Origin of the sequence: Faecalicatena faecalis (genome assembly GCF_012524165.2) — a bacterium.
GTDB classification, from domain to species: domain Bacteria; phylum Bacillota; class Clostridia; order Lachnospirales; family Lachnospiraceae; genus Faecalicatena_A; species Faecalicatena_A faecalis.
The window spans coordinates 81,809-102,493 of sequence record NZ_JABACJ020000021.1 but is presented as its reverse complement, the minus strand read 5'-3'; the positions used below and the strand labels follow the sequence as shown (position 1 = coordinate 102,493).

At 45.3% G+C, this 20,685-nt stretch carries 20 protein-coding genes; 2 read left to right on the top strand and 18 right to left on the bottom strand.

Features of this window, described 5'->3' with window-relative positions; genetic code table 11:
* Positions 1-767 precede the first annotated feature (767 nt).
* The 10 genes from HGO97_RS18170 to HGO97_RS18125 form a co-directional block, all read right to left on the bottom strand.
* On the bottom strand, positions 768-1,709 hold the full coding sequence (locus tag HGO97_RS18170; protein ID WP_216244347.1) for an ROK family glucokinase: 942 nt from the start codon (positions 1,707-1,709) through the stop codon (positions 768-770).
* A gap of 13 nt (positions 1,710-1,722) precedes the next feature.
* Entirely contained in the window at positions 1,723-2,769 is a 1,047-nt protein-coding gene (locus HGO97_RS18165) for a Gfo/Idh/MocA family protein (protein ID WP_216244346.1), read from the bottom strand.
* A gap of 118 nt (positions 2,770-2,887) precedes the next feature.
* Positions 2,888-3,802, bottom strand: coding sequence for a sugar phosphate isomerase/epimerase family protein (locus HGO97_RS18160; RefSeq protein ID WP_216244345.1), 915 nt, complete (start codon positions 3,800-3,802; stop codon positions 2,888-2,890).
* A 244-nt stretch (positions 3,803-4,046) separates the two neighbouring features.
* Positions 4,047-6,461 (bottom strand): GH39 family glycosyl hydrolase, encoded by a 2,415-nt coding sequence (locus tag HGO97_RS18155; protein ID WP_216244344.1) that lies wholly within the window; start codon positions 6,459-6,461, stop codon positions 4,047-4,049.
* Between the two features lie 17 nt (positions 6,462-6,478).
* On the bottom strand, positions 6,479-7,360 hold the full coding sequence (locus HGO97_RS18150; RefSeq protein WP_216244343.1) for a phosphatidylserine decarboxylase: 882 nt from the start codon (positions 7,358-7,360) through the stop codon (positions 6,479-6,481).
* A gap of 108 nt (positions 7,361-7,468) precedes the next feature.
* Entirely contained in the window at positions 7,469-8,146 is a 678-nt protein-coding gene (locus tag HGO97_RS18145; protein ID WP_216244350.1) for a CDP-alcohol phosphatidyltransferase family protein, read from the bottom strand.
* A 36-nt stretch (positions 8,147-8,182) separates the two neighbouring features.
* Positions 8,183-9,268, bottom strand: a complete 1,086-nt coding sequence (locus HGO97_RS18140; protein ID WP_216244342.1) for a lysylphosphatidylglycerol synthase transmembrane domain-containing protein — start codon at positions 9,266-9,268, stop codon at positions 8,183-8,185.
* Positions 9,258-9,980 carry a phosphatase PAP2 family protein gene (locus HGO97_RS18135; protein WP_216244341.1) on the bottom strand — a complete coding sequence of 241 codons (723 nt, stop codon included), beginning with the start codon at positions 9,978-9,980 and terminating at the stop codon, positions 9,258-9,260. The genes HGO97_RS18140 and HGO97_RS18135 overlap by 11 nt, the downstream gene beginning before the upstream one ends.
* Before the next feature lie 319 nt (positions 9,981-10,299).
* A complete protein-coding gene (locus HGO97_RS18130; RefSeq protein ID WP_216244340.1) occupies positions 10,300-11,079 on the bottom strand; it encodes a protein-ADP-ribose hydrolase in 780 nt (259 codons plus the stop codon).
* Between the two features lie 24 nt (positions 11,080-11,103).
* Positions 11,104-12,009 (bottom strand): SIR2 family NAD-dependent protein deacylase, encoded by a 906-nt coding sequence (locus tag HGO97_RS18125; protein WP_216244339.1) that lies wholly within the window; start codon positions 12,007-12,009, stop codon positions 11,104-11,106.
* A gap of 87 nt (positions 12,010-12,096) precedes the next feature.
* On the opposite strand from HGO97_RS18125, the gene HGO97_RS18120 reads away from it, so the two are divergent.
* A complete protein-coding gene (locus tag HGO97_RS18120; RefSeq protein WP_216244338.1) occupies positions 12,097-12,252 on the top strand; it encodes a hypothetical protein in 156 nt (51 codons plus the stop codon).
* 114 nt (positions 12,253-12,366) lie between these two features.
* Here the strand turns inward: HGO97_RS18120 and HGO97_RS18115 are convergent, their stop codons facing one another.
* Genes HGO97_RS18115 through HGO97_RS18105 form a run of 3 tightly spaced genes read right to left on the bottom strand, consistent with a single transcriptional unit; the run spans position 12,367 to position 15,215 of the window.
* The gene (locus tag HGO97_RS18115; RefSeq protein ID WP_216244337.1) at positions 12,367-13,050 is read right to left on the bottom strand and encodes a hypothetical protein; all 684 of its coding nucleotides are present in this window, start codon (positions 13,048-13,050) and stop codon (positions 12,367-12,369) included.
* Position 13,051: 1 nt separating this feature from the next.
* Complete coding sequence (locus HGO97_RS18110; RefSeq protein ID WP_216244336.1) at positions 13,052-13,774, bottom strand: DUF5058 family protein; 723 nt, start codon at positions 13,772-13,774, stop codon at positions 13,052-13,054.
* 10 nt (positions 13,775-13,784) lie between these two features.
* Positions 13,785-15,215 carry an amidohydrolase gene (locus tag HGO97_RS18105; RefSeq protein ID WP_216244335.1) on the bottom strand — a complete coding sequence of 477 codons (1,431 nt, stop codon included), beginning with the start codon at positions 15,213-15,215 and terminating at the stop codon, positions 13,785-13,787.
* Positions 15,216-15,463: 248 nt separating this feature from the next.
* On the opposite strand from HGO97_RS18105, the gene HGO97_RS18100 reads away from it, so the two are divergent.
* The gene (locus tag HGO97_RS18100; RefSeq protein ID WP_216244334.1) at positions 15,464-16,372 is read left to right on the top strand and encodes a LysR family transcriptional regulator; all 909 of its coding nucleotides are present in this window, start codon (positions 15,464-15,466) and stop codon (positions 16,370-16,372) included.
* Between the two features lie 9 nt (positions 16,373-16,381).
* On the opposite strand, the gene HGO97_RS18095 is transcribed toward HGO97_RS18100, so the two are convergent.
* From HGO97_RS18095 to HGO97_RS18075, 5 genes are read right to left on the bottom strand one after another with little or no spacing between them, the layout of a single operon-like run.
* The gene (locus HGO97_RS18095; protein ID WP_216244333.1) at positions 16,382-18,079 is read right to left on the bottom strand and encodes an amino acid ABC transporter ATP-binding/permease protein; all 1,698 of its coding nucleotides are present in this window, start codon (positions 18,077-18,079) and stop codon (positions 16,382-16,384) included.
* The gene (locus tag HGO97_RS18090; RefSeq protein ID WP_216244332.1) at positions 18,079-19,812 is read right to left on the bottom strand and encodes an ABC transporter ATP-binding protein/permease; all 1,734 of its coding nucleotides are present in this window, start codon (positions 19,810-19,812) and stop codon (positions 18,079-18,081) included. The genes HGO97_RS18095 and HGO97_RS18090 overlap by 1 nt, the downstream gene beginning before the upstream one ends.
* On the bottom strand, positions 19,802-20,002 hold the full coding sequence (locus tag HGO97_RS18085) for a hypothetical protein (protein WP_216244331.1): 201 nt from the start codon (positions 20,000-20,002) through the stop codon (positions 19,802-19,804). Before HGO97_RS18085 ends, HGO97_RS18090 begins: the two co-directional genes overlap by 11 nt.
* Positions 19,999-20,157 carry a nitrous oxide-stimulated promoter family protein gene (locus tag HGO97_RS18080; protein WP_216244330.1) on the bottom strand — a complete coding sequence of 53 codons (159 nt, stop codon included), beginning with the start codon at positions 20,155-20,157 and terminating at the stop codon, positions 19,999-20,001. The genes HGO97_RS18085 and HGO97_RS18080 overlap by 4 nt, the downstream gene beginning before the upstream one ends.
* Complete coding sequence (locus HGO97_RS18075) at positions 20,150-20,551, bottom strand: YbaN family protein (protein ID WP_216244329.1); 402 nt, start codon at positions 20,549-20,551, stop codon at positions 20,150-20,152. The genes HGO97_RS18080 and HGO97_RS18075 overlap by 8 nt, the downstream gene beginning before the upstream one ends.
* Positions 20,552-20,685: the final 134 nt, after the last annotated feature.

Sequence of the window (20,685 nt, the reverse complement as noted above, 5' to 3'; positions counted from 1 at the left end):
CGCACCCCACCCCCGCGCCGGCTTGGCCCCGCTCCGGGCGGCCGGCGGGGCCCCGGGCGGCAATGGGGGGCGGGGCGGGGGGGGGGGGGGGGATCTGGTATTTCAAAACCCTTGCCATCCGTGAAGAATACGTAACAGGAAACGCGGGGAGACGGAAGGCAAGGGTTTTGAAATACCAGATCCCCACCCCCCAGCAGCCCCATCCCCCAGTTCCCTCGGCTGACTCATCAAAACGGGAGAGAAAGATCAGTAATAAGAGGCCGGAAATACGAGACCAGAAAAAAGAGAACAGAAAGCAAAAAAATATAGCTATAAAAAACAAGTTACACTTTTTATCACAATTCAGCTTTGCCATACAAATATATATGCTTTTATGGTCTAACTCCCATTCTTCCTAAGAAACTATCTTTCATTACTGACCTGATGAACCAGCTAAGTAAGATAGAATTCAGGGGCGCACAGGTCCTATCTATCGTTTCAAAAGTCCTTAAAGCGGACGATTAGATGTTCTTATGACTCAAGAGGCACCCAGAAGGGATAAAAATTGATTCTCCCAAATCAATTTTTATACCGGGCTAAGGTGAAAAAACATCAGTTTTTTCGCCGCATCCCGGGTGTGCCCTTCTGGGTGCCTCTTGAATCATTCGTACATCTTCGTCAAGCGTGTGGATTTTGAAACGATAGATAGGACCTGTACGCCCCTGGATTTTATCTTATTTAGCGTCTCCTTATCCGTGACGAGGCTAAAGTTCTTCACTTTGTTTTATCTAATCTAAGATTAATTTTACTCCTCCGTATATTCCCGCCTCATTGCCTAATGCTGCAAGGCAAAACCGGGTATCTCTTGCCGCATGGAAGGCATAGGACCGATAGTATTTTTGAACCGAATCCAGGAGGATTCCTCCAGCTTTTGCCATCCCTCCTCCGATTACGAATGCTTCCGGGTTCACAACACAGGCGATTGAAGCGAGTCCTTTTCCAAGCATACGCCCTGTTTCATCTGTCATTTTCAGAGCAATCTCATCTCCTGCCTTTGCGGCATCAAAAATGTCTTTTGCTGTAAGCTTCTCGATGCTTCTTAAGGTGCTGTGCATCTGGGGATGGGCCTCCATATATTTCCTGGTCATTCGCACGACCCCTGTTGCGGAAGCATATTGTTCCAGGCAGCCTTTTTTGCCGCATCCACAGCATTCTGTCTCCTCATCTGACATAGGCAGATGACCGATTTCCCCGGCAGCTCCGTTCTCTCCGGGCAATATGTGCCCGTCAAGAATCACGCCGCCCCCGACACCTGTTCCGAGTGTGATCATAACGATATTTTTGCAGCCTCTTCCGCCGCCCTGCCACATCTCTCCCAATGCAGCGACATTTGCATCATTCCCAGCCTTTACACGCATTCCGGTCAATTCACTAAGCTCGACTTCCACGTTGAAGATATCCCAGCCAAGATTCACGCATTTGAAGACCGTTCCGTCTGCACCTACAGGTCCTGGGACCCCCATGCCGATTCCTTCCACATCCAGGTGAGAAATCTTTTTTTCACTCAATTTTTCATAAACGGCTTCGGAAATGTCCCCAAGGATGAATTTCCCGCCATTTTCTGTTCTCGTAGGAATCTCCCACATATCCAGCAGTTTTCCGTCTGTTTTAAACAGCCCCATTTTCACGGTCGTTCCACCTATATCTACACCAAATGCATACTTCTTCATTCCTTCTGTCCCCCTACTCAAATAATACGGCTTCCCCTGTCTCAGCCGATTTCCATGCTGCCTCCATAACGGACAATACACGGCGCACCTCCGGTATCTTGATCTTGGACTCTGCCCGGCCATTTAACACATCATCTACATTGCGATAGAAATCTACCCAGTCTGTCTGCACTTCCGGCAGCGGTTCTGTCACGATTCCTCCTGGCGGCACTGGTGCAAACTGCCTGGTCGGACCTGCCTCTGTCTCCGTGATCTGCGGCGGCAGCTTCTCAAGCAGTTTTCCAGTGCGGTAAATATTGCCGTCACAGCCAAAGGTCTTCACGATCAATGTTCCCTTATCTCCTGCAGCCAGCCATCTGGGCTGATATTCCAGAATGTAGGTCGACAGTTCGATATGGGCAGTCACACCATTGTCCATCTTCAAGATGATCTTAAAGTAATCATCCACCTCTTCGTGAAGCACATTCTTAATATCCGCATAGACAGATTTGATTTTTGCATCCGGCATCATGAACAGAATCTGGTCGATCAGATGCACGCCCCAGTCATAGATCATCCCGCCGCCGAACTTCTTATAAATATGCCATTCATGCATATATCCATTGCCGGAATGCAGTTTAGACTCAATCGTAAAGATGTTTCCAAGCATGCCCTCCTCATACGCCTTTTTCACGATCAGCATATCCTTATCCCATCTTCTGTCCTGATGTGAGGTAAAGAACACGCCGGCCTTTCTGCAGGCTGCCTCCATCTCATCTAATTCTTGTACGTTCATGGCCGCTGGTTTCTCGGTGATGACATTCTTACCTGCCTCTGCAGCCTTAATGCACATTTCTTTATGCAAATAGTTAGGGACTGTCAGGATGACCGTATTCACCTCCGGGTCCGCCAAAAGTTCATCTGCTGTTTGATAGAGTTTATACCCCATCTCAATAGCTTCCTTCTGTTTTTCCTGTGCAATATCACACACTGCAGCGATCTCTACGCCTGCTCTCGGTGCATTTAGCGCATGCCATTTTCCCATACCCCCAAAACCAATCACACCTAATTTAATTTTCATCACGATCTCTCCTTCTTATCAAATTCTCCTTCATTTTTTAACGCCGCATGAAGGCCTACAATCTCACAAGATTCTAAAGCATCCTTTTTCCTGCACTTTCTGAATTCCTGCAATGTCTCTAAATCACAAAATTCCTCAAATATTTTGCACTTAACAGCACCGCTTTTTTTGCATCATCCAGACTCTTTTCGAACGCCTTATCCTCGACTTCAATACAGGTATATCCGTCGTAACCAATATCCGTCAGCGCAGACACATATTTTCCCCAGTCCACATCCCCAAGTCCCGGAAGCTTCGGTGACATATATTCAAGCGGTGCAGCCATGATTCCTACATCTGCAAGTCTGTCCTCATAGACCTTGATGTCTTTGTAATGTACATGGAAAATTTTATCCTTAAATTCATAAATCGGTTTGATATAATCGATCTGCTGCCATACAAAATGAGACGGATCATAATTAATTCCAAAATTCGGACTATCAATGATTTCGAAGACTTTTCTCCAGTTAGCAGGTGAAGTCATCAGGTTCTGTCCTCCCGGCCATTCATCCTCGGTAAATAACATCGGACAGTTCTCAATACCGATTTTCACACCTTTTTCTTCTGCATAGCGAACAATTGGCGGCCACACTTCTCTGACAAGTTCCAGATTCTCGGTCACTGTCTTCTTCGGATCACGTCCTACGAAGGTGGTGACCATATTCACATCCAGCATCACAGACGCATCAATCAGCTTATACAAATGGTCAATATATGCCTTGCGCTTTTCCACATCCGGCTCCAATGTATTCGGATAATAAGCAAGGGAAGAAATCTCAACATGCCTTTTCGCACAATAGTCCTTCAAATATGCAGCTTTTTCTTCATCTATGTTTGCGACATCAATGTGACTGACTCCCGCATATCTTCTCTGTGCCCCGCCCTGAGGCCAGCATGCTACCTCCAGACATTCCAGATTGTTTTCCGAAGCAAAATCAACCACCTCCTCAAATGTCATTCCATCACAAATTGCTGTTATAAATCCTAATTTCATCTTCTCTTACTCCTTTCACTTTTCAGGGACAGCCCCTTCTATTTATGCGGTACTTTCTTTTTTCATCCTCTATATTGTAACGAAATACAAGCCATACCGCTTTTCTCTTTTTGTCTGACTTTATGGTATAAAAATGACATTTTTTATGTTGGGATAATTTTGAAAAAAGAAAAGGTCAAAAAACAGGGTGTTATTTTTGACCTTTTCTTTCTTGAATGTATAAGATATGTTCATTTTGACAGGATTACACCAGCCGCCTCACTCTTACGAATGTAATTTCGTTTGGTTCCATCTTGATTGTTAACTCCATGATTCCGCCCTTAGCCTGCTGCTTCTGAATATTCAGCCTTGGCTCACAGACTCTTCGGAAATATTTAATATCATTGCGGGAGAGCTCGCTTTCATATCCCATCTCCGCCCAGATATTCAGGACACTTCCCGCATGTTCATTGATCCGGTATGTCTTTACCTGGTACAGACCATCCTCCAGATCTTCCAGCTTAAGATGCAGCTCTAGGGCCTCGCGGTCTTCAAAATACTTCCAGATCTGTTCCTTCTCGATCTCATCTTCCTTTGTAAAATAGTAATTATAATTCAATTTCTTCTGGTTGTGACAGATGATACCATATGTATCATTTTTGTCTGTTGTAATCAGATAATGATCGCCCTTTCCTATAAAATAGGGGTAAAGCCGACCGAGGAATTCAAATGCGAACCCAGAAGGCTTTAGAATGCCGTCCTTTGTGATGATTCCGGTGCCGCCGTAGAGCATGGTATGAGAATCATAATATTCCGAAGCTCTGTCACTTCCGATAAAATATCCGATTTCATCAGCCATCCCATAGATATCCAGCATATTCTTTACAATATATGCCCCTTTAAAGCAGGTGTCATTGATATAATTCCGATCCGATATCGTCAGGTTCCACTCTGTTACATACAGCCTCGTATCCTGCATTTTGGCCTTCCTTAAAATAGCTTTTGTCGAAAGGATACAATTTTTTAATGCATCGTCATCCGTATTACGCTTGGAATAATTGTCCTGAGCGATTTCCCCCTTCACATATGCATAATAAATGATAGAAAGAAAATCAGGCCTGCACTTCCTTTCTGCCCATTTTTCCAGGAATTCTTTATTGGATTCCTGCATATACCCCAGACGCAGGCCGCAGCCGCCCACCTCTGTCTCTGTAGAATATCTGTGTATTACCTCATAAGTTTTCTCGAAAAGCTCCAAATATCCTTCTTCTGCGGCTGGGTTACCTTTCTGGCTCTCTTCCATCCACAGCTCCATCCGCCATGTGCCGACCTCCCGACTTCCATACCGGTGGACCAGATGCCTCATCACCGCCTTGAGAACCTTTTCCCAATGCCCCAGATCTGTAAATCCTACCTCCAACTCTTCCGTGATCATCAGCAGATTCTGTACACTTCCATGAATCCTCTTTGGCTTCTGCCCAAGTTCGATATGGGGTCGTATGCCCTGTTGAAGCAGGAAATCCAAAATAGAATCCAGCTTCGAAAAATTATACTCTTCATCCTCCCTGCTGATATCGATGAGCAGTTCTTTTGAAAAAATATTCCAGAACCGTACATATTGGATATCCAGCGCCTCTTTTAATAGAATCACATGCTCGCGCACCTCTGATCTGAGCAGTTCCTCTGCCGATCCGATATTGATCATCCGATTCCAGATACAGGCCGTCTCTTCCTTTGCCCTGACAGAGACCACCTCCTCTGTCTTTTCCTGGATTTCCGGGATTTCACGTTCCAGCCCGTCATCCCGCAAAAATTGCTCCAGCCTCTGTTCAACAATGGTATCATGTTCCTGTCTTAACATATCTTTCTTTGGCTCTCTGGACTTTTTCCGCACCGCTGACGGTGTCTCTCCATAGGCCTTCTTGAATGCCTTATTAAAGACTGCTACACTGGCAAATCCATTATCATAGGCAATTCTCGTAATCGGCGTGCCTGTATAGAGCAGTTCATCCACTGCATGATAGAGCCGTATATTCGTGAGATATTCTGCAAAGCTCATCCCGTAATTTTTCTTAAAGAAACGAGACAGATATCCATTAGACAGATACAGCTTTTCCGAGAGGTCCTTTAGGCTGATGGGCTGGCTGTAATTGGCCCGAATATAATTATTGATCTGCAGGATTCGTTCCTCGAACCGGTCCGTATCATCCATATTCTCCCGGTCTGCCGCCTGCACAAGAAAATGTACCGAAAGAATATCCATGATCTGATAACAGAGCGCGATATGCCCGAAGTTGGCAACGCCTCCCTGCGTACTCAGATAGTGATTCAAAAGCTGCTTAATGACTCTTCGCAGTTCTTCATATCTCTCATGATCCTCTTTCGTGGAATCACACCAGAAGATAATATCTACACTCTGAAAAATATCACTGACCAAATGGTAATCAATGGACAGCTTTGCGAACAGGATATCCTTTGTTCCCCGGAGACTGTGCTTCTTATTTGCATTCACTATCAGGACATCCTCAGGCTCCATATGCGTCACCTTCTCGCCCACAGCCACATCCATACTGCCCTCCAGAACATAGAGCAGTTCAATGTCCTGATGAAAATGTTCTCTTTCTTCCTGTGTATTCTTTACCTGCACAAGCAGCTTCTCTTTTCGTGAGTACCCCTCCATGCCGTTCTCCTTCCCCCTTAATCCTGATGAGCCGTTCCGATCTTTTCTCCCATCTTCACGATGGTTTCATATCCCTTCTGTGTGTTCTGGTACAGTCTCTCATCGATCTGAACTGCGTCCTTTTGGAACAGCAATATAATCGTGGAACCGCCAAATTCGAACCGTCCCTTTTCCTGTCCCCGGTGCACCTTACATGCTCCATGATAATTCGTAATTCTTCCGACCATCAACGCGCCGACTTCCATCATCAGAACCGTTTTAAAATGCCTGCTCTTTAAAAGGGAATATTCCCTGGCATTCTCTTTATAAATAGGAACCACATCGTTAGCAATGGGGTTCACAGTATGGAAGATACCGGGAAGATAATGATTCTCTGATTTGTCTCCTTCATCAACATAGCAATACCTATGGTAGTCATCCACAGTCAATCGAAAGACACATGCTGTACCACCCTCATAATACTGTGCTAGCTTTTTGGAGCGAAGGAGAGATTCCACCGTATACCATGTATTTTTAATGCAAAAACTGCTCTTCTCCCCCTCCCTGCACGTAATCGGATAAATGCTCAGTTTTCCGTCACATGGACTGTTCAGCGTGCCTTCTCCGCCTTCCATGGGGCGGTATTCTGATTTCATCTGTCTGGTAAAAAAGTCGTTATAGGAACGAAACTTCTGCTTCTCGCAGCAGTCCAAGTCTATCTGATTTTTCTTCACAAAAGGCCGGATCAAACAGCGTGACCAGCCACGGTCCAACATCCATCCCCCTGCCTTTGAAACCACCGGGTGGACCAAGACCTTTAACATACACCTGCCCATACGGTGCGTATACATCCATTTTAACAGCTTGTCCTGCCCGGAATCTTCTATTGAAATCTTTCCTTTACTATCTATATATTTCATCTCTACACCTGCTTTCTTTCATTCTTTATAACACAAGAGTGTACCGCCGTATCTCATTTTACGGCAGCACACTCAAGTCTATCTCTCTTATTTTATTATGTTCGCAAATTATATTTTTCTGACCCAGGAAAGCCATGGCCATCCCGGATGATAGCTGACTCTGTAACGGGTAAAAATAATCATAATAATAACTGCTGCCGCTACGATCACGACCAGAACTGCAAGAGTAGCATTCTTCGGCTTTTTCAGACGGAAATCGACCACGAACAGGATTCCTACGATCAGGAGCGCCAGATGCAGACAGATACGGAATGCCCAGTCTGGCACGAAAAACTGAACCATGAATACCAGTGGAAGAACTACCGCCATAGACGTAATAGGAAGTCCTCTATAGAACTTCTCACCGTCCTCTGTGACCAGAGCACCCTTCGCCTCCATCACATTGAAATACGCAAGCCTTACTACAGAATTCACGCAGTATAGAGCGATGAACGCCAACCCCACCGGGCCTCTTACGCCCAGCAGATAACAGATCAAAGCCGGGAAAGCACCAAAACAGACCACATCACACAGGGAGTCGATCTGGATGCCAAACGCTTTCTCATCCTCCGTTCGATCCTTCTTTCTGCGCGCGATCTTTCCGTCGAACATATCGAACAGCCCTGACAGGGCCAGACAGAAAATGGCAGTCTTAAAACGCCCGTGGACTGCCTGCGTCATTCCAAAGACGGAGGTAGCCAGACTGATATAGGTCAATATTACTGTGTAATTATAAAATCCAATCATTTCTTTCTCTCTTTTCTCTTTAGATTTTCTCTTCACTTACGGTGAAACGCCAGTCTTCCCCACCTTTGTACCCGGAACAGTATAGGAGGTTCCTTTCTTCTGCTCCTTAAATCCGATTGTCAGATGAGTGAACAAAGTCATACCTGCACTCAGCAGAAGCTGTACATAGTAGGCGATTCCTCTGCTCAATACCATAGCAGGCAGAAGAAGCCCTGCTTTAAATATGCCCCTAAAGATGACCAGGAACAGATTCTCGCTGATTCCCATACCGCCCGGAAGAGGAAGCATGTCAACAGATACTGACACCACGGCCTGCAGCATTACTATATCATATATATGCGCACCATGAAGTCCAAATGCCCGGTAGACGAACCAAGTCACAAAAAACAGGGCAAATCTCTGGAAAAATGTAATCACCAGCACATTGATGATGACCTTCACATGGCTTCTTAAATAAGCTGCTGTCGCATTATACTGGTCCATAGAAGCTGCCAGCTTCTCCGTACGTTCCGGCTTATGTTTCATAATATGCAGCCGCTCCAGAATCTTTAAGCAGCGCATCATGATTTCTTTTGCCAGCGCCGGGTGGAACGCAAGAATCGACATCGCGATACAGCATCCCACATTCAGTGCCACTCCCAGATAAAAGATCGGAAGGATTCCTTCCAAATACTTATGTACAAAGCCTCTCTGGAAAAAGGCAACGAACAGCCCGATTACAACAAGAACCGACTTATATGTTATTGTAACAATCATCAGCACTAATGTCGAGACCGGAACCGGAATTTCATTTTTTCTCATATAATAAATCTGCATCGGCTGCCCACCGCTGGCAGATGGTGTGATTGCACTGAAAAAGAATCCCACGCATGAATATTGAAAACAGGTCCACTTCTTTGTATGTATCTTCAGCGTACCGAGCATATAGTGGATGATGATCGATTCTCCCCAGATGAAAACAATGACTCCTGCCACCGCAGGAAGTAGATATAAGGGATTCACTTTCATGATCGCACGAAGCACTGCATGCAGGTCTTCTCCTTTAAATACACTGTATAATGTCAATGCAAATACAATCACTAAGAATAATGTATTTATCAATTTTTTCTTTTTACTCGCCACAATTTACTCTCTTTCCCACAGAACGTTTTTTCCTGTGAAAACACTTCCGGTAAAGCCAGTCGAACAGCTTCTTCGGATATTGATAAAGCTGTGTATGGAATGCCAGCCAGTAAGTACCTTCTGCAATCAGGATTCCTCCCAATGCATCTACAATATAGTGCTGCTTCGTCAACTGCGTAGATACACAGACTAACAAAGCAAACAGGCAGGAGAAAATGCGGTATGCTTTCGGCACATTCTTCTGCTTTCTGATTCCGATATAGCAGAACCAGCTCACAAGACAATGAATCGAAGGAAACAGCCTGGTCGGCGGGTCAATGCTGTATACAAACAAAAGGACCGATTCCCAGACCCCAGATTCTGTAATCACCGGCCTGATATTTGTCGTTGGCATAATCAAGTAGAAGATTCCGCAAATCAGCCTGGATATCATATCCGCTGTTGCAAAACGAATGCAGTGCTCTTCGCCCTGTCTTGCAATTAATATGTAATTCACGATCCAGAAGATGTAACATCCCAAATATACAGATGCAAATGCGGGAACTACAGGCACTACTCTGTCTATCGGGAGCGTGAGATCGTAATGCTCCCATCCCTTTGTAATAGCATCGGTTCCCATGTAGACCATAAAATTCACCGCTACACAGGATAACAGCGGAAATACCGCATATCCCGGAATGACTGCCTGATTCGTCCTGAGTTTGTTTTTCATGATGTCCAACTCCTTTTATTTTGGTTTCGGGTGTCCTTCAATCTTCCCTGTATGACTTCCCAAAAGGCAGCCAGATAGATGAAATCGTTCCTCAATCACATCTTATTGCATATTATAGCAGACTTTTTTTCCGTTGTATTGTGAAAATCTATTTCTTAAGTAATTTATAATAATTCTTCCATATTTTTTCAGGTTTTATTTTGAAAAATTTTTCTCTTAAAAATAACGCCCACCAGTACGGTGAGCGCAATATTTTAGATAAATTTTTGAGATTTTTCTCTGCTTCTGTCTGGTTCTTTGTGCCGTCCTTTGAAGGACATTATGACAGTTTTCCCTTATAAATGTCGTAATCCTTCTGCTTGAATACATTAAAAATCACTTGATTGATCTGTGTATCAGACCTTAAATATTCTCTGACCGTCTGTATTGCAATTTCCGCAGCCTCTTCCTGTGGAAAGCAAAATACCCCTGTGGAAATACAGCAGAAGGCGATACTTTTCACCTCATGTTGTGCTGCAAGCTTAAGACAGGAGCGATAACAGTCTGCCAACTGCCGGCGGTGTGTCTCTGTCAGCGTTCCTTGAACGATTGGTCCCACAGTATGGAGTACATACTTGCACGGGAGATTAAAGGCCGGTGTGATCTTCGCCGTCCCCGTCGGCTCATCATGTCCCTGTTTTCTCATGAGCTCATCACAGGCAAGCCGAAGCTGGATACCGCTTACACTGTGGATGATGTTGTCGATGCAGGAGTGACAGGGTTGAAAGCAGCCCAAAAGAGCACTGTTCGCGGCATTGACGATAGCATCCACCTTTAAGGTCGTAATATCCCCTTTCCATAGGAATATCCTTATATCAGAAGGGGAAGGCTCCAACCCATCTGAATCTACGACTCCTTTTCGTCTGACCTCTTCACTTAAGTATTCATCTTGAATCCTTAGAAATTCTTCACTGATTGGTCTCGGCGGCCGGACATTCATCAAACTTCTTAAAAGAAGCTTCTGCTGTTCCAAATCTTTTGGTATCTTCATCTTTTCATATCGTGGTTCTTCTGTTAAAAGTACCTGGATCAGATATTCACGCTGTTCATCATGTGTCATTTTTATGCCTCCTTCTCAAATGGATCATTTCAATTCTTCTGTCCCTCCTGCCTGGAATGAAATCTCCTGCAGGACGTCTGCGATATCTCTGTTGATACACAGGGAACGAGTCCAGATTTCTTCCGGTGCCCATGCCTCCCCCTTATTGATACACACATACCGAAAATTTTCATACTTCCGTGTTAATTTCCAGAAAGGAATTTTTATGATTCCGGGTGTATTCATCCCGCATCCTAATTCTAACAAAAGTACACGTGCTTTCTGATGCTGCGTCAGATAGTCCTCATATCTCTGACAGGCTTTGTGCCATCCTTCGTCCTCTACAAATGTATGGTCTGCCCTCAGATTCATGCTCATCGGAGCATGACACCGCGGACAGTAGGGCACGAGCTCTGACGGAACACGCATTTCCTTCTGTTCCTTTACCATCCGGTATATCGTCTCTTCATTTTCATAAGTCTGTGCATGACACGGCTTGGAACACTGCCAGAGGCCAAAATCCCCCTGTGTATAAAAAAGCCTTTCTTTCTCCACCCCGGCCTTTTGAAAGCAATGGTCCACATTAGTGGTAATAACAAAATAATCCTTCTCTTTTATGAGATCAAAGAGCTGATTGTACACCGGCTTCGGTGCCTCCATAAAACGGTTGATATAGATATACCTGCTCCAGTAGACCCAGTGCTCCTCCAGTGTCTTAAATGGATAAAAGCCTCCCGAATACATGTCCTGAAAATGATACTTTTCAATAAAATCGCGAAAATACTCCTGGAAACGCGGACCCGTATAGACAAATCCGGCAGCCGTGGATAAACCTGCTCCTGCTCCAACAATGACCGCATCTGCATTCTTAAGCTCTGTTATGAACTGCTGGACTTCCTTTTTATCATGAGATATTCCTGATGAACTCCTTTCAAATCGATTTATCCTCATAGCTGACCTCCGTTTTTATTCTTATACACATTGTACTCTTTTTTTCACCGGACGTAAATTAGGCACCTTTAGGTAACCATAGGACAAATGTTAGTAAAAGAAGGTACTGAACAGGCGAAATTGAATGATGCCAGAAACCTCATTGATATCCTTGATGAGAATATTATCGCAGAGCGTATTGGTCTGCCGCTTGAGACTGTACAGAACTTAAAAAGAGAGTATCTGGCCTCGAAAAAGAAATAATTAGAAACAAGCTTGGATATAAAATAAATGAGCAGCCCATCGCTTTTCCTATAAGAAAAGCTGCCACACCAGCGATTCTTTCATCGCATGTGTGACAGCTTTTTTCTCTTTTAATCAAAGCATCTCTGCCTGCTTCTCTTTTCTTGACATTATCACTTTCATTCCACCAATCGAAAGTAGAATGACAACAACCATGACGATGCTCTGCAACTGTCCATACCTCGGTCCAAGTACCGCTGCAAACACGATTGCCAGGCCGAACGGAAGAATGGAGGCCTTAAAGTTCTTCATCAGTACAGGTAATACGAGCGGTCCTAAGAGGGCCGGAAACATATTATCAAAAGCAGGCGCTACGTGGGGATTCGAAAGCAGCGGGGCAACCATCGGAGCTAGGAACAGCATTCCTGTGAATACAATTAGAGTTGTCACAAAGGCCGATGTCGCAACTGCAATGATCGAGACTACTCTGCCCTTTTCACTCCCTTCTTCACAATCCATGACACGCATTGCATTCAAGGCAGCCGGCAGCTTCATATTTTGGACATTTCCTGTGGCAGATGCGAGGTAAACAGCTCCCGAACCGATTACCGGGGCCATTGACAACTTCTCACACAGTCCCGTGATTCCAAAGATCAATGCAATCGGTGCCGATACCGTCAGTATCTGCTTCCAATCCAGGCTGACTCCAAAGGCCAGAGTAATCCCCAGTGGAACCATAAGAAACAGAACTCCCAGAATCAAAGTCGTTGTGATGCCCAATTTATGAATCTTATTATTAAACTGATCATATGTCTGCATACTATATTCCTCCCATCAGGTTTGATACGATACATGCCCCTGTCATTCCCACGATCATGCTCATAGCAAATGAAAACTCCTTCAATGATTTCCATTTTTTTGCAGCCCTTTCCAACAAATACATCGAGCCTGCAGATAGAATCATAGTCGCAACTGCCACTACATTTTTATAATCTACAAGATAAGGTGCGGAAAAGGTCGCCATCATTCCCAGGAACATGACTGAAGTAATCATAGTACCCAGCTTTTTATTCCCAGCATTGAGTGACTCCAGCTTCTTATCATACCTTTTCAGAATTAGGACTGCAAGGCTGGATAACATGATTCCTAATGTAACCGCCCACATAATCATCACGTAGGTATCCGGCCCGAAATCGCCGCTAGAAATACTGTCGTACCCAGCAGCAGTCACTGCCATATTGGCTGACATCGTCTCATACGTTGCAGAACCAATGACACTGAGCCTCAGCCATGGGAAGAAACGTCCCAGTGCAGGCATCAGGATGACATAGCTGATCAGAATCGGGAGGGATGGGACAATCGAAAAAAGAGCACTGCTTTTCACGATTTTTTTCCTGTCTGATATAGAAATTCCTATCTCTTCTGAGCGTTTCCAGGCTGACTTAAGGAATAGTGCGGACTGTACCATCACAAAACAGATTACGATACCACATAAAACAACCATCCAGCCGCTATTTGATATAAAAGAATAACTTTCCCCCATCTCGTACCTCCTATTTACTCTGATTTTCTCTTAGAACTGCCGGCTTTAAACCATCTGGAATCAGGCTTACATATTCCTTCCCCTTCATGACGGTATCAAAATCTGCTTTCGCTTTTACAATCAGATCCGGGTCTTCTAAAAGATTGACTGCAGTCGCAGCTAGTACCTGGGATGCAAAAAACATCCCTTTATGTGCCAGCGGACTTTTCCCCTGTGCAACGGCCTGCCATGTATGAGGCGCGGTCCCCATTGCATAGCATGCTGCGCTAAAGCATGCCGTAGGAATACATTGGCTGACATCTCCGACATCATTGGAGCCCTGTTTTAAATTGACTGGTGGAATCATCAGCCTTACAACAGGCTCTGACAGAGCCGCATCCGCCTTTTCGCCCAGAAATTGTGCTGCCATAGCCTTTAACTGCTCTATTTCCCGTTTGTCTGCAAGATTCTTGTACTGCTGAGCATATTCCAGGTCTTCTTCTGTATACGGAATCTGAGAAAATACGTGCATGTTTTTATAGACAATTTCATTGAGCGTCTTATTCTGAATCAAATCTGCATATGCAGAATGCAGGCTGATCTCCACTTCCGTCTCTGTCATCAAAGCAGCGCCCTGTGCGACTTTGTTGACCCTGTTAAAAAGACTGAGTGTATCTGCATTTTGCGGGGCACGGATGGCATACACTACCTCGGCTTCGGACTGAACCACATTCGGGGCATCCCCGCCAGTATTGGTAACAGCATAATGGATTCTACATTCTGGCAGCATATGTTCCCTCAGATAATTACAGCCTACATTCATTAATTCCACTGCATCCAGTGCGCTTCGCCCCAGGTGCGGGGAGGTCGCGGCATGGGAGCTGATTCCTTTAAATCGGTACTTTACCCTGGCATTTGCCAGCGAAGACATCGAGCAGACATGGAACGCATAGGGATGCCAGGTCAGACAGATATCACATCCGTCAAATGCGTGCCCCTTCACCATGAATGCCTTTCCTGCCTCCCCCTCCTCTGCTGGACAACCGTAGTATATAATAGTTCCTCCCAGGCCGGTTTTCTCCATATATTTTTTAACTGCTGTAACTGCTTGTACAGATCCGGTTCCAAGGAGATGGTGTCCACACCCGTGTCCGTATCCACCGGGATTTAGCTCCTCCCGCTTTAACATGTCCGCCTTTTGAGACAGAAGCGGCAGGGCATCATATTCCCCCAAAAACGCAATCACCGGCCTGCCGCTTCCATAGCTGGCTTTAAAGGCAGTCGGTATATCTGCCACATATTCCGTGATTTCAAACCCTTCTTCTACAAGAGTCCGTTTCTGCAGTTCCATAGATTTCGTCTCATGGAATGCCGGCTCTGCAAATCCCCATATCTGGTCGCTGATGCCTTCAAAAAGTGCCCGTTTCTCTTCCATCAAACTGTCTAAAAGATTTTTGTCCACCTTATCCTCTCCTTCTCCATTCGTTTTTGCGGCTCCTAAAGTTTCATTGCAATCCTGATTGCCTTCCCCTATAATGAAAATAAATCAGAATCTTAAGTGCTGTCCTTGTTTACTTTTATTGTATCTGGGCAGTAACTGTTTTACCAATATGTATCTGATATGGGGGTATACGTCCTTGTTATCTATGCCGGCATTTCCTGGCCGGATCAGATTTATAACCGATTGTATTTATAAAAGGAGAACTCAGTATGAATATACAGCAGCTTGAATATGCCGCCGAGGCATCCAGGACCCTGTCTTTTTCCGCGGCAGCCGAAAATTTATTTGTCTCACAGCCCAATATCAGCCGTGCCATTTCCTCACTTGAGGCGGAGCTTGGTTATCAGATCTTCCTGCGCACGAACCAGGGACTGATCCTCACTGAGGAAGGAGAATATTTCATCCAGCATGCAGAGATCATTGCGGAACAGCTCCGGCAGATCAAAGGAAGCCGGCTGGACAAAAGCTGCCGCCGGCTGAATATCATTTCCTCTTTTAACCATACGGCAGTATCGGAGGCATTTATCAAATTGTGCAGGGAATACGAGAGCCATAAGAGACTCGATATCTCCATGGCCTCCGGGAATGTGAAGACAGTCATTAATGATGTCTATCTGAATAAATCCCACATCGGGATCACCGCATTTGATGATAAAGCGATGGCATTGTACAGGGAAGTGGTAAAGGCAAAAAATATTTCCATGATCCCGCTCAAGAAGCTGCACCTGAACATCAATCTCAGAAAAGAACACCCTGTCCTGAAGAACGGGATTGAAAATGTGACCCTGGATATGCTAAAAGACTACGCACACATTTCCTATGATTTCAACCGGGGTGACGAATATCCGAGCCTGCTTTATATGGACATGATCGATACCTATAAGCATATTTTCGTCCACGATAAAGAGACAAGACGGCGTCTTGTCTCCTCTACCAATGCCTTCAGCGTCGGCTGTATGCAGCATCCTTCCGCCAATGACCATTCCAACTGGGTGAGCATCCGGATTCCCGAAGTCTGCTGTAATGTTGTGTATCTCAAAAAGAGCACAGGAAAACTGCCCGATGAAGCATTGCGATATATCGAACTGCTGGAACAGGAGCTGTCCTCTCTGGAATAAGGCCTTCCCTTACATGGAAACAACCTGATCTGCGATTCCCATAGTCGATTTCCTGTGGGATACCAGAAGGATGGTCTTGTCCTTCTTCTCTCTTTCCAGACTTTTCAGGATGATCCCCTCATTCAGGCTGTCGATGTTGCTGGTCGGCTCGTCTAACAGAATCATCCTGCTTTTATGTAGAAATGCCCTTGCAATCCCGATGCGCTGTCTCTCGCCGCCGGAGATGCAGTCTCCCAGCTCAGTCAGCCTGGTATCGTAGCCATGAGGAAGTGACAAAATGAACTCATGGATAGATGCCTTCTTCGCCGCCTCGATCACTTCCTCCCGGGTCGCATTTTCATCCGCGATCCTGATATTATTCTCGATCGTATCATGAAAGAGGAACGTTTCCTGTGTCACATAGGAGATACCCTTTCGCAGTGATTCGGTTCGGATATCATTCACATCCTCACCGCCGTAGCGGATACTTCCCGCATCTACCTGATAGAAGCGCATCATCAATTTTAATAATGTAGACTTCCCGCAGCCGCTTTTCCCTAAAATTCCATGTACCTTACCCGGCTCAAATTCTGCATAAAAACCTTCCAAAACGTTTTCTTTTGCATCCTCATAACAGAAACGGACATTCTGAAAGACAGCCTCGCCCACTGGCAGCTCTGCTCCTTCCAGATTCTCCTTCACAGCCGGACTCTCCGCCAGAAGATTCAGTACCCGGTTTCCACTTGCAAGCGTATGGTTCAAGTTATTCGATAACGCGGATAGTGCCGCAGTCGGTCCGAAGGAACTCATCATTCCTATCACGGCCGCCACTCCCTGATAAAATTCCATCTGCCCTGTCTGTACCAAATAACCGCAGACCATCAGCATCAGGATTCCCGAAGCCAGAATGACTGTATCTGTCGTAATCCTTTGTACATTTTCATCCTTTTTCAGCTTTTCACTGGTCTTCTCCAGTTGCCCTGTCTTCCAGGCCATATCCTCCATCCTGTTCTCTTTCTGCTGATACTGTACAATTTCCTCAAGACCATAAAGATTATCCAGGACAGCGGTGTTCAAATCCCCGAAAGAATCCCTGTAATCCTGTCCGCGTTTTCTCCCCTTCCTGCTATTGCGCACCGGAATCACCAACCCTACGATACCATAGGAAGCCAAGGCGATCACACCAAGTAATGGATGCTGCATTCCCAAAAAGATGGTCATGACAATGGAGGTAATCACGGCAATCGCGATCGGCGATATGGTATGGGCATAAAAAACCTCCAAAAGTTCAATATCACTGGTGATAATGGAAATCAGATTTCCTTTTTCACTACCATCTAATTTCGCCGGAGCGAGTTTCCGAAGTGCCCCGAAAATCTGATGGCGGATTCTTGCCAGGAGCTTAAACGCAATATAATGGTTGCAGGACTGCTCTGCATAACGCAGAATTCCCCTCATCACCGCGAATATAACCAATATAGTAACTACAGTAAAAAATGAGAATCCCACATCGATTCCGGCCACATCCAGCATCCCATAGCCGCCAAAAATAGTCAGAAATGTTGCTGCCAGATTTCCCAGACATCCCATAAAAATTGCCACGAACATCCAGCCCAAAAGCGGCTTGATCATGTAGATCAGCCCCGCCATGACCTGAAGAGGACTTCTATGTTTCCCCAATTTCCTGTCCCTTTCCACTTTCGCTTCTGCCTTCTTATCTTGTTCCATTACGCTGCCCCCTCTCCTGCATATTTTTCTAATTCTTTCTGGCTCATGTAAAGCTTTGCATAGGCTCCATTTCCTGCCAGAAGTTCCCGATGTTTCCCACGTTCTATCACGGTTCCATCTTGTATCATCAGTATTTGATCCGCGTCCGTCACATTGGCGAGCCTGTGTGAAATCAGAATGACACTTTTGACCATCGCAAGTTCCCGAATCACATCCATGATCTGATTCTCACTCTCAGCATCGATATTCGAGGTCGCCTCATCAAAGAGATAAATATCACTGTCATGCAGCAGTGCACGGGCCAGCGCAAGTCTCTGTTTCTGCCCGCCTGACAGGTTCGATGCCTGTTCACTAAGCTGCATGTCAAGCCCGCCCTTTTCCATGATGGTATCGTAAAGATTGACTTTTCTAAGTGCCCAGAGCATTTCCTCCTTAGATGCATCTTCCTTTCCCATTCTTAGATTTTCTCTCACTGTTCCCTTAAATATATAACTGTCATGTCGGATTCTGGTGACTTTTCTATAAAGAGCCTCCTCATTCAACTCACGAACCGGAATTCCGCCGATTTTCACCTCTCCTTCATAATTCAGATAATACCTCATCAGCAGAGAAGCAATCGTACTCTTTCCACACCCGGAGGCACCTACCAATGCCGTAAAGCTGCCTTCCTCCACCTGGAAACTGACATTCTTTAGAACGGGCTTGCCATCATCATACCCAAAGGTTACATTTTCAAACTGCATAGAACTTCCTTCTATCTCCTCCACACTGCCCTTCTTGGGCACCGGAGCATCCAGAAGCCGAAAAATTTTATCCGCTGCTGCATTTCCATTCATCGCGATATGAAAAAAAGAGCCCAAAAGGCGCAGGGGCAAGAAAAATTCTGCTGAGATCATAAGGATGAAAAAACATTCCGCAAGGCTGATACTGCCCTTTGAAAACTCAAGCACACCTATAATGATCCCTGCTGCCGCTCCGCCATATGCGACCAGATCCATCACGCTGATGGAATTTAATTGCATGATCAGTACACGCATGGTAATCTTTCGGAACTTTTCTGCTTCCTCGTCCATCTTTTCTGCATATCTTTTGTCGGCCTGATATATTTTCAATGTGGTCAGTCCCTGAAGGTTCTCCAGAAAGGAATCTCCCAGCTCCGTATACGTGCCCCAATATTTCTGCAACATTTTCTTTGCAAACTTCTGAACCGCCACAATGGAAAGAGGAATCAGCGGGACACAAAGAAGAAGCACGGCTGCCGCCTTCATATTCATGCTTCCGACAATGAAAAACAATGTCACCGGGGCCAGAAGGCTATAGAAAAACTGCGGAATATATTTTCCAAAATAGATTTCAAGCTGGTCCACGCCCTCCGTGCTGATCTGCACGGCCTCCGATGTCGCAGTAGTTTCGCGGTAATGGCTTCCCATCTCCATCAATTTTCTGTAAATCTTGTCGCGGAGTCCTCGTTTCACTGCCGTAGATGCCAGAAAAGAGAACTTACTATTCAACGTATTCATTCCCCCTCTGACAAGTAAAACACCTGTCAATGTCAATAAGATGTTCTGGAAATCCGAGGCTGACAGGCTCCTTGTACTCATCTTACCAATCAAAGATGCCGCCGTCAGCATCAGAGCCACATTAGAAAGCAGAGTGACCCATTGCGTCAATACCATCCCCACCGTATATTTCCGGTTATCCTTAAATTCCTTTAGTAGTCGTTTATGAAACATTTGCTTTTTTCCTCCTGAATCTTCTTCCGTAACGAGATGCATGCCCAATCAGGAATATACAGAATAAAAGCCCGGATGCCTTGTGGATGATCTTGACCGCCAGTATCCCGCCCAATGGGTGGATGCCAACCCCCGAAAGAATCATAATCACAGTTGTGATGTAAAATATTATTTCCCCATATTTTTTCATGATGTCTGTCTCCTCTTCTCTTTGATTGTTCCACCCCTCACATGCCGCATTGCCATGACTGGATGGACGAATAGCATCCTCCGACCGGCATACCTCATGACCTGGCGAATCCTTTCCTGTTCCCGCTCCTTTTGCACATCACTCTTCTTACTCATCTGCAGCGAGCTCCTTCCCAGGCACAGGTGCAGTCTTGATCTTAAAGGAAAAATAGTAGATGTGGAACAACGCAACCACTAAGATGGCCGCCTTTGCATGCCAGATCGGCACCAACAAAAAGCTGATGATAAAAATCAGGCACAACGTTCCAAGAGTCTTTCTCTTTGCCGACTTTTCCATCTCCTTTTTATTCACCGCGGGCCCCACATACTTTTGGTAAAGTCTGTTGCTTAAAAACCAGGCGTGGAAACGTTCTGATCCCTTTGCAAAACACACCGCTGCCAGTACTAAAAACGGGGTTGTCGGAAGGAGAGGAAGGGCAATCCCCAAAGCTCCAAGTCCGACCAACAAAAATCCAGATCCGATAAATATACCATTGATTAATTTCTTCATATTCACCTCATTATGTAATATTCTGCCAAATCAAAAGCGCCTAGTGGGATTGAGGGGTCTTTGAAGATTTTTGCTTCAAATAAGCTCCTGTTCTCAATAAGCGCTTCTATTTTACATTTTATTCTATTTCAGGA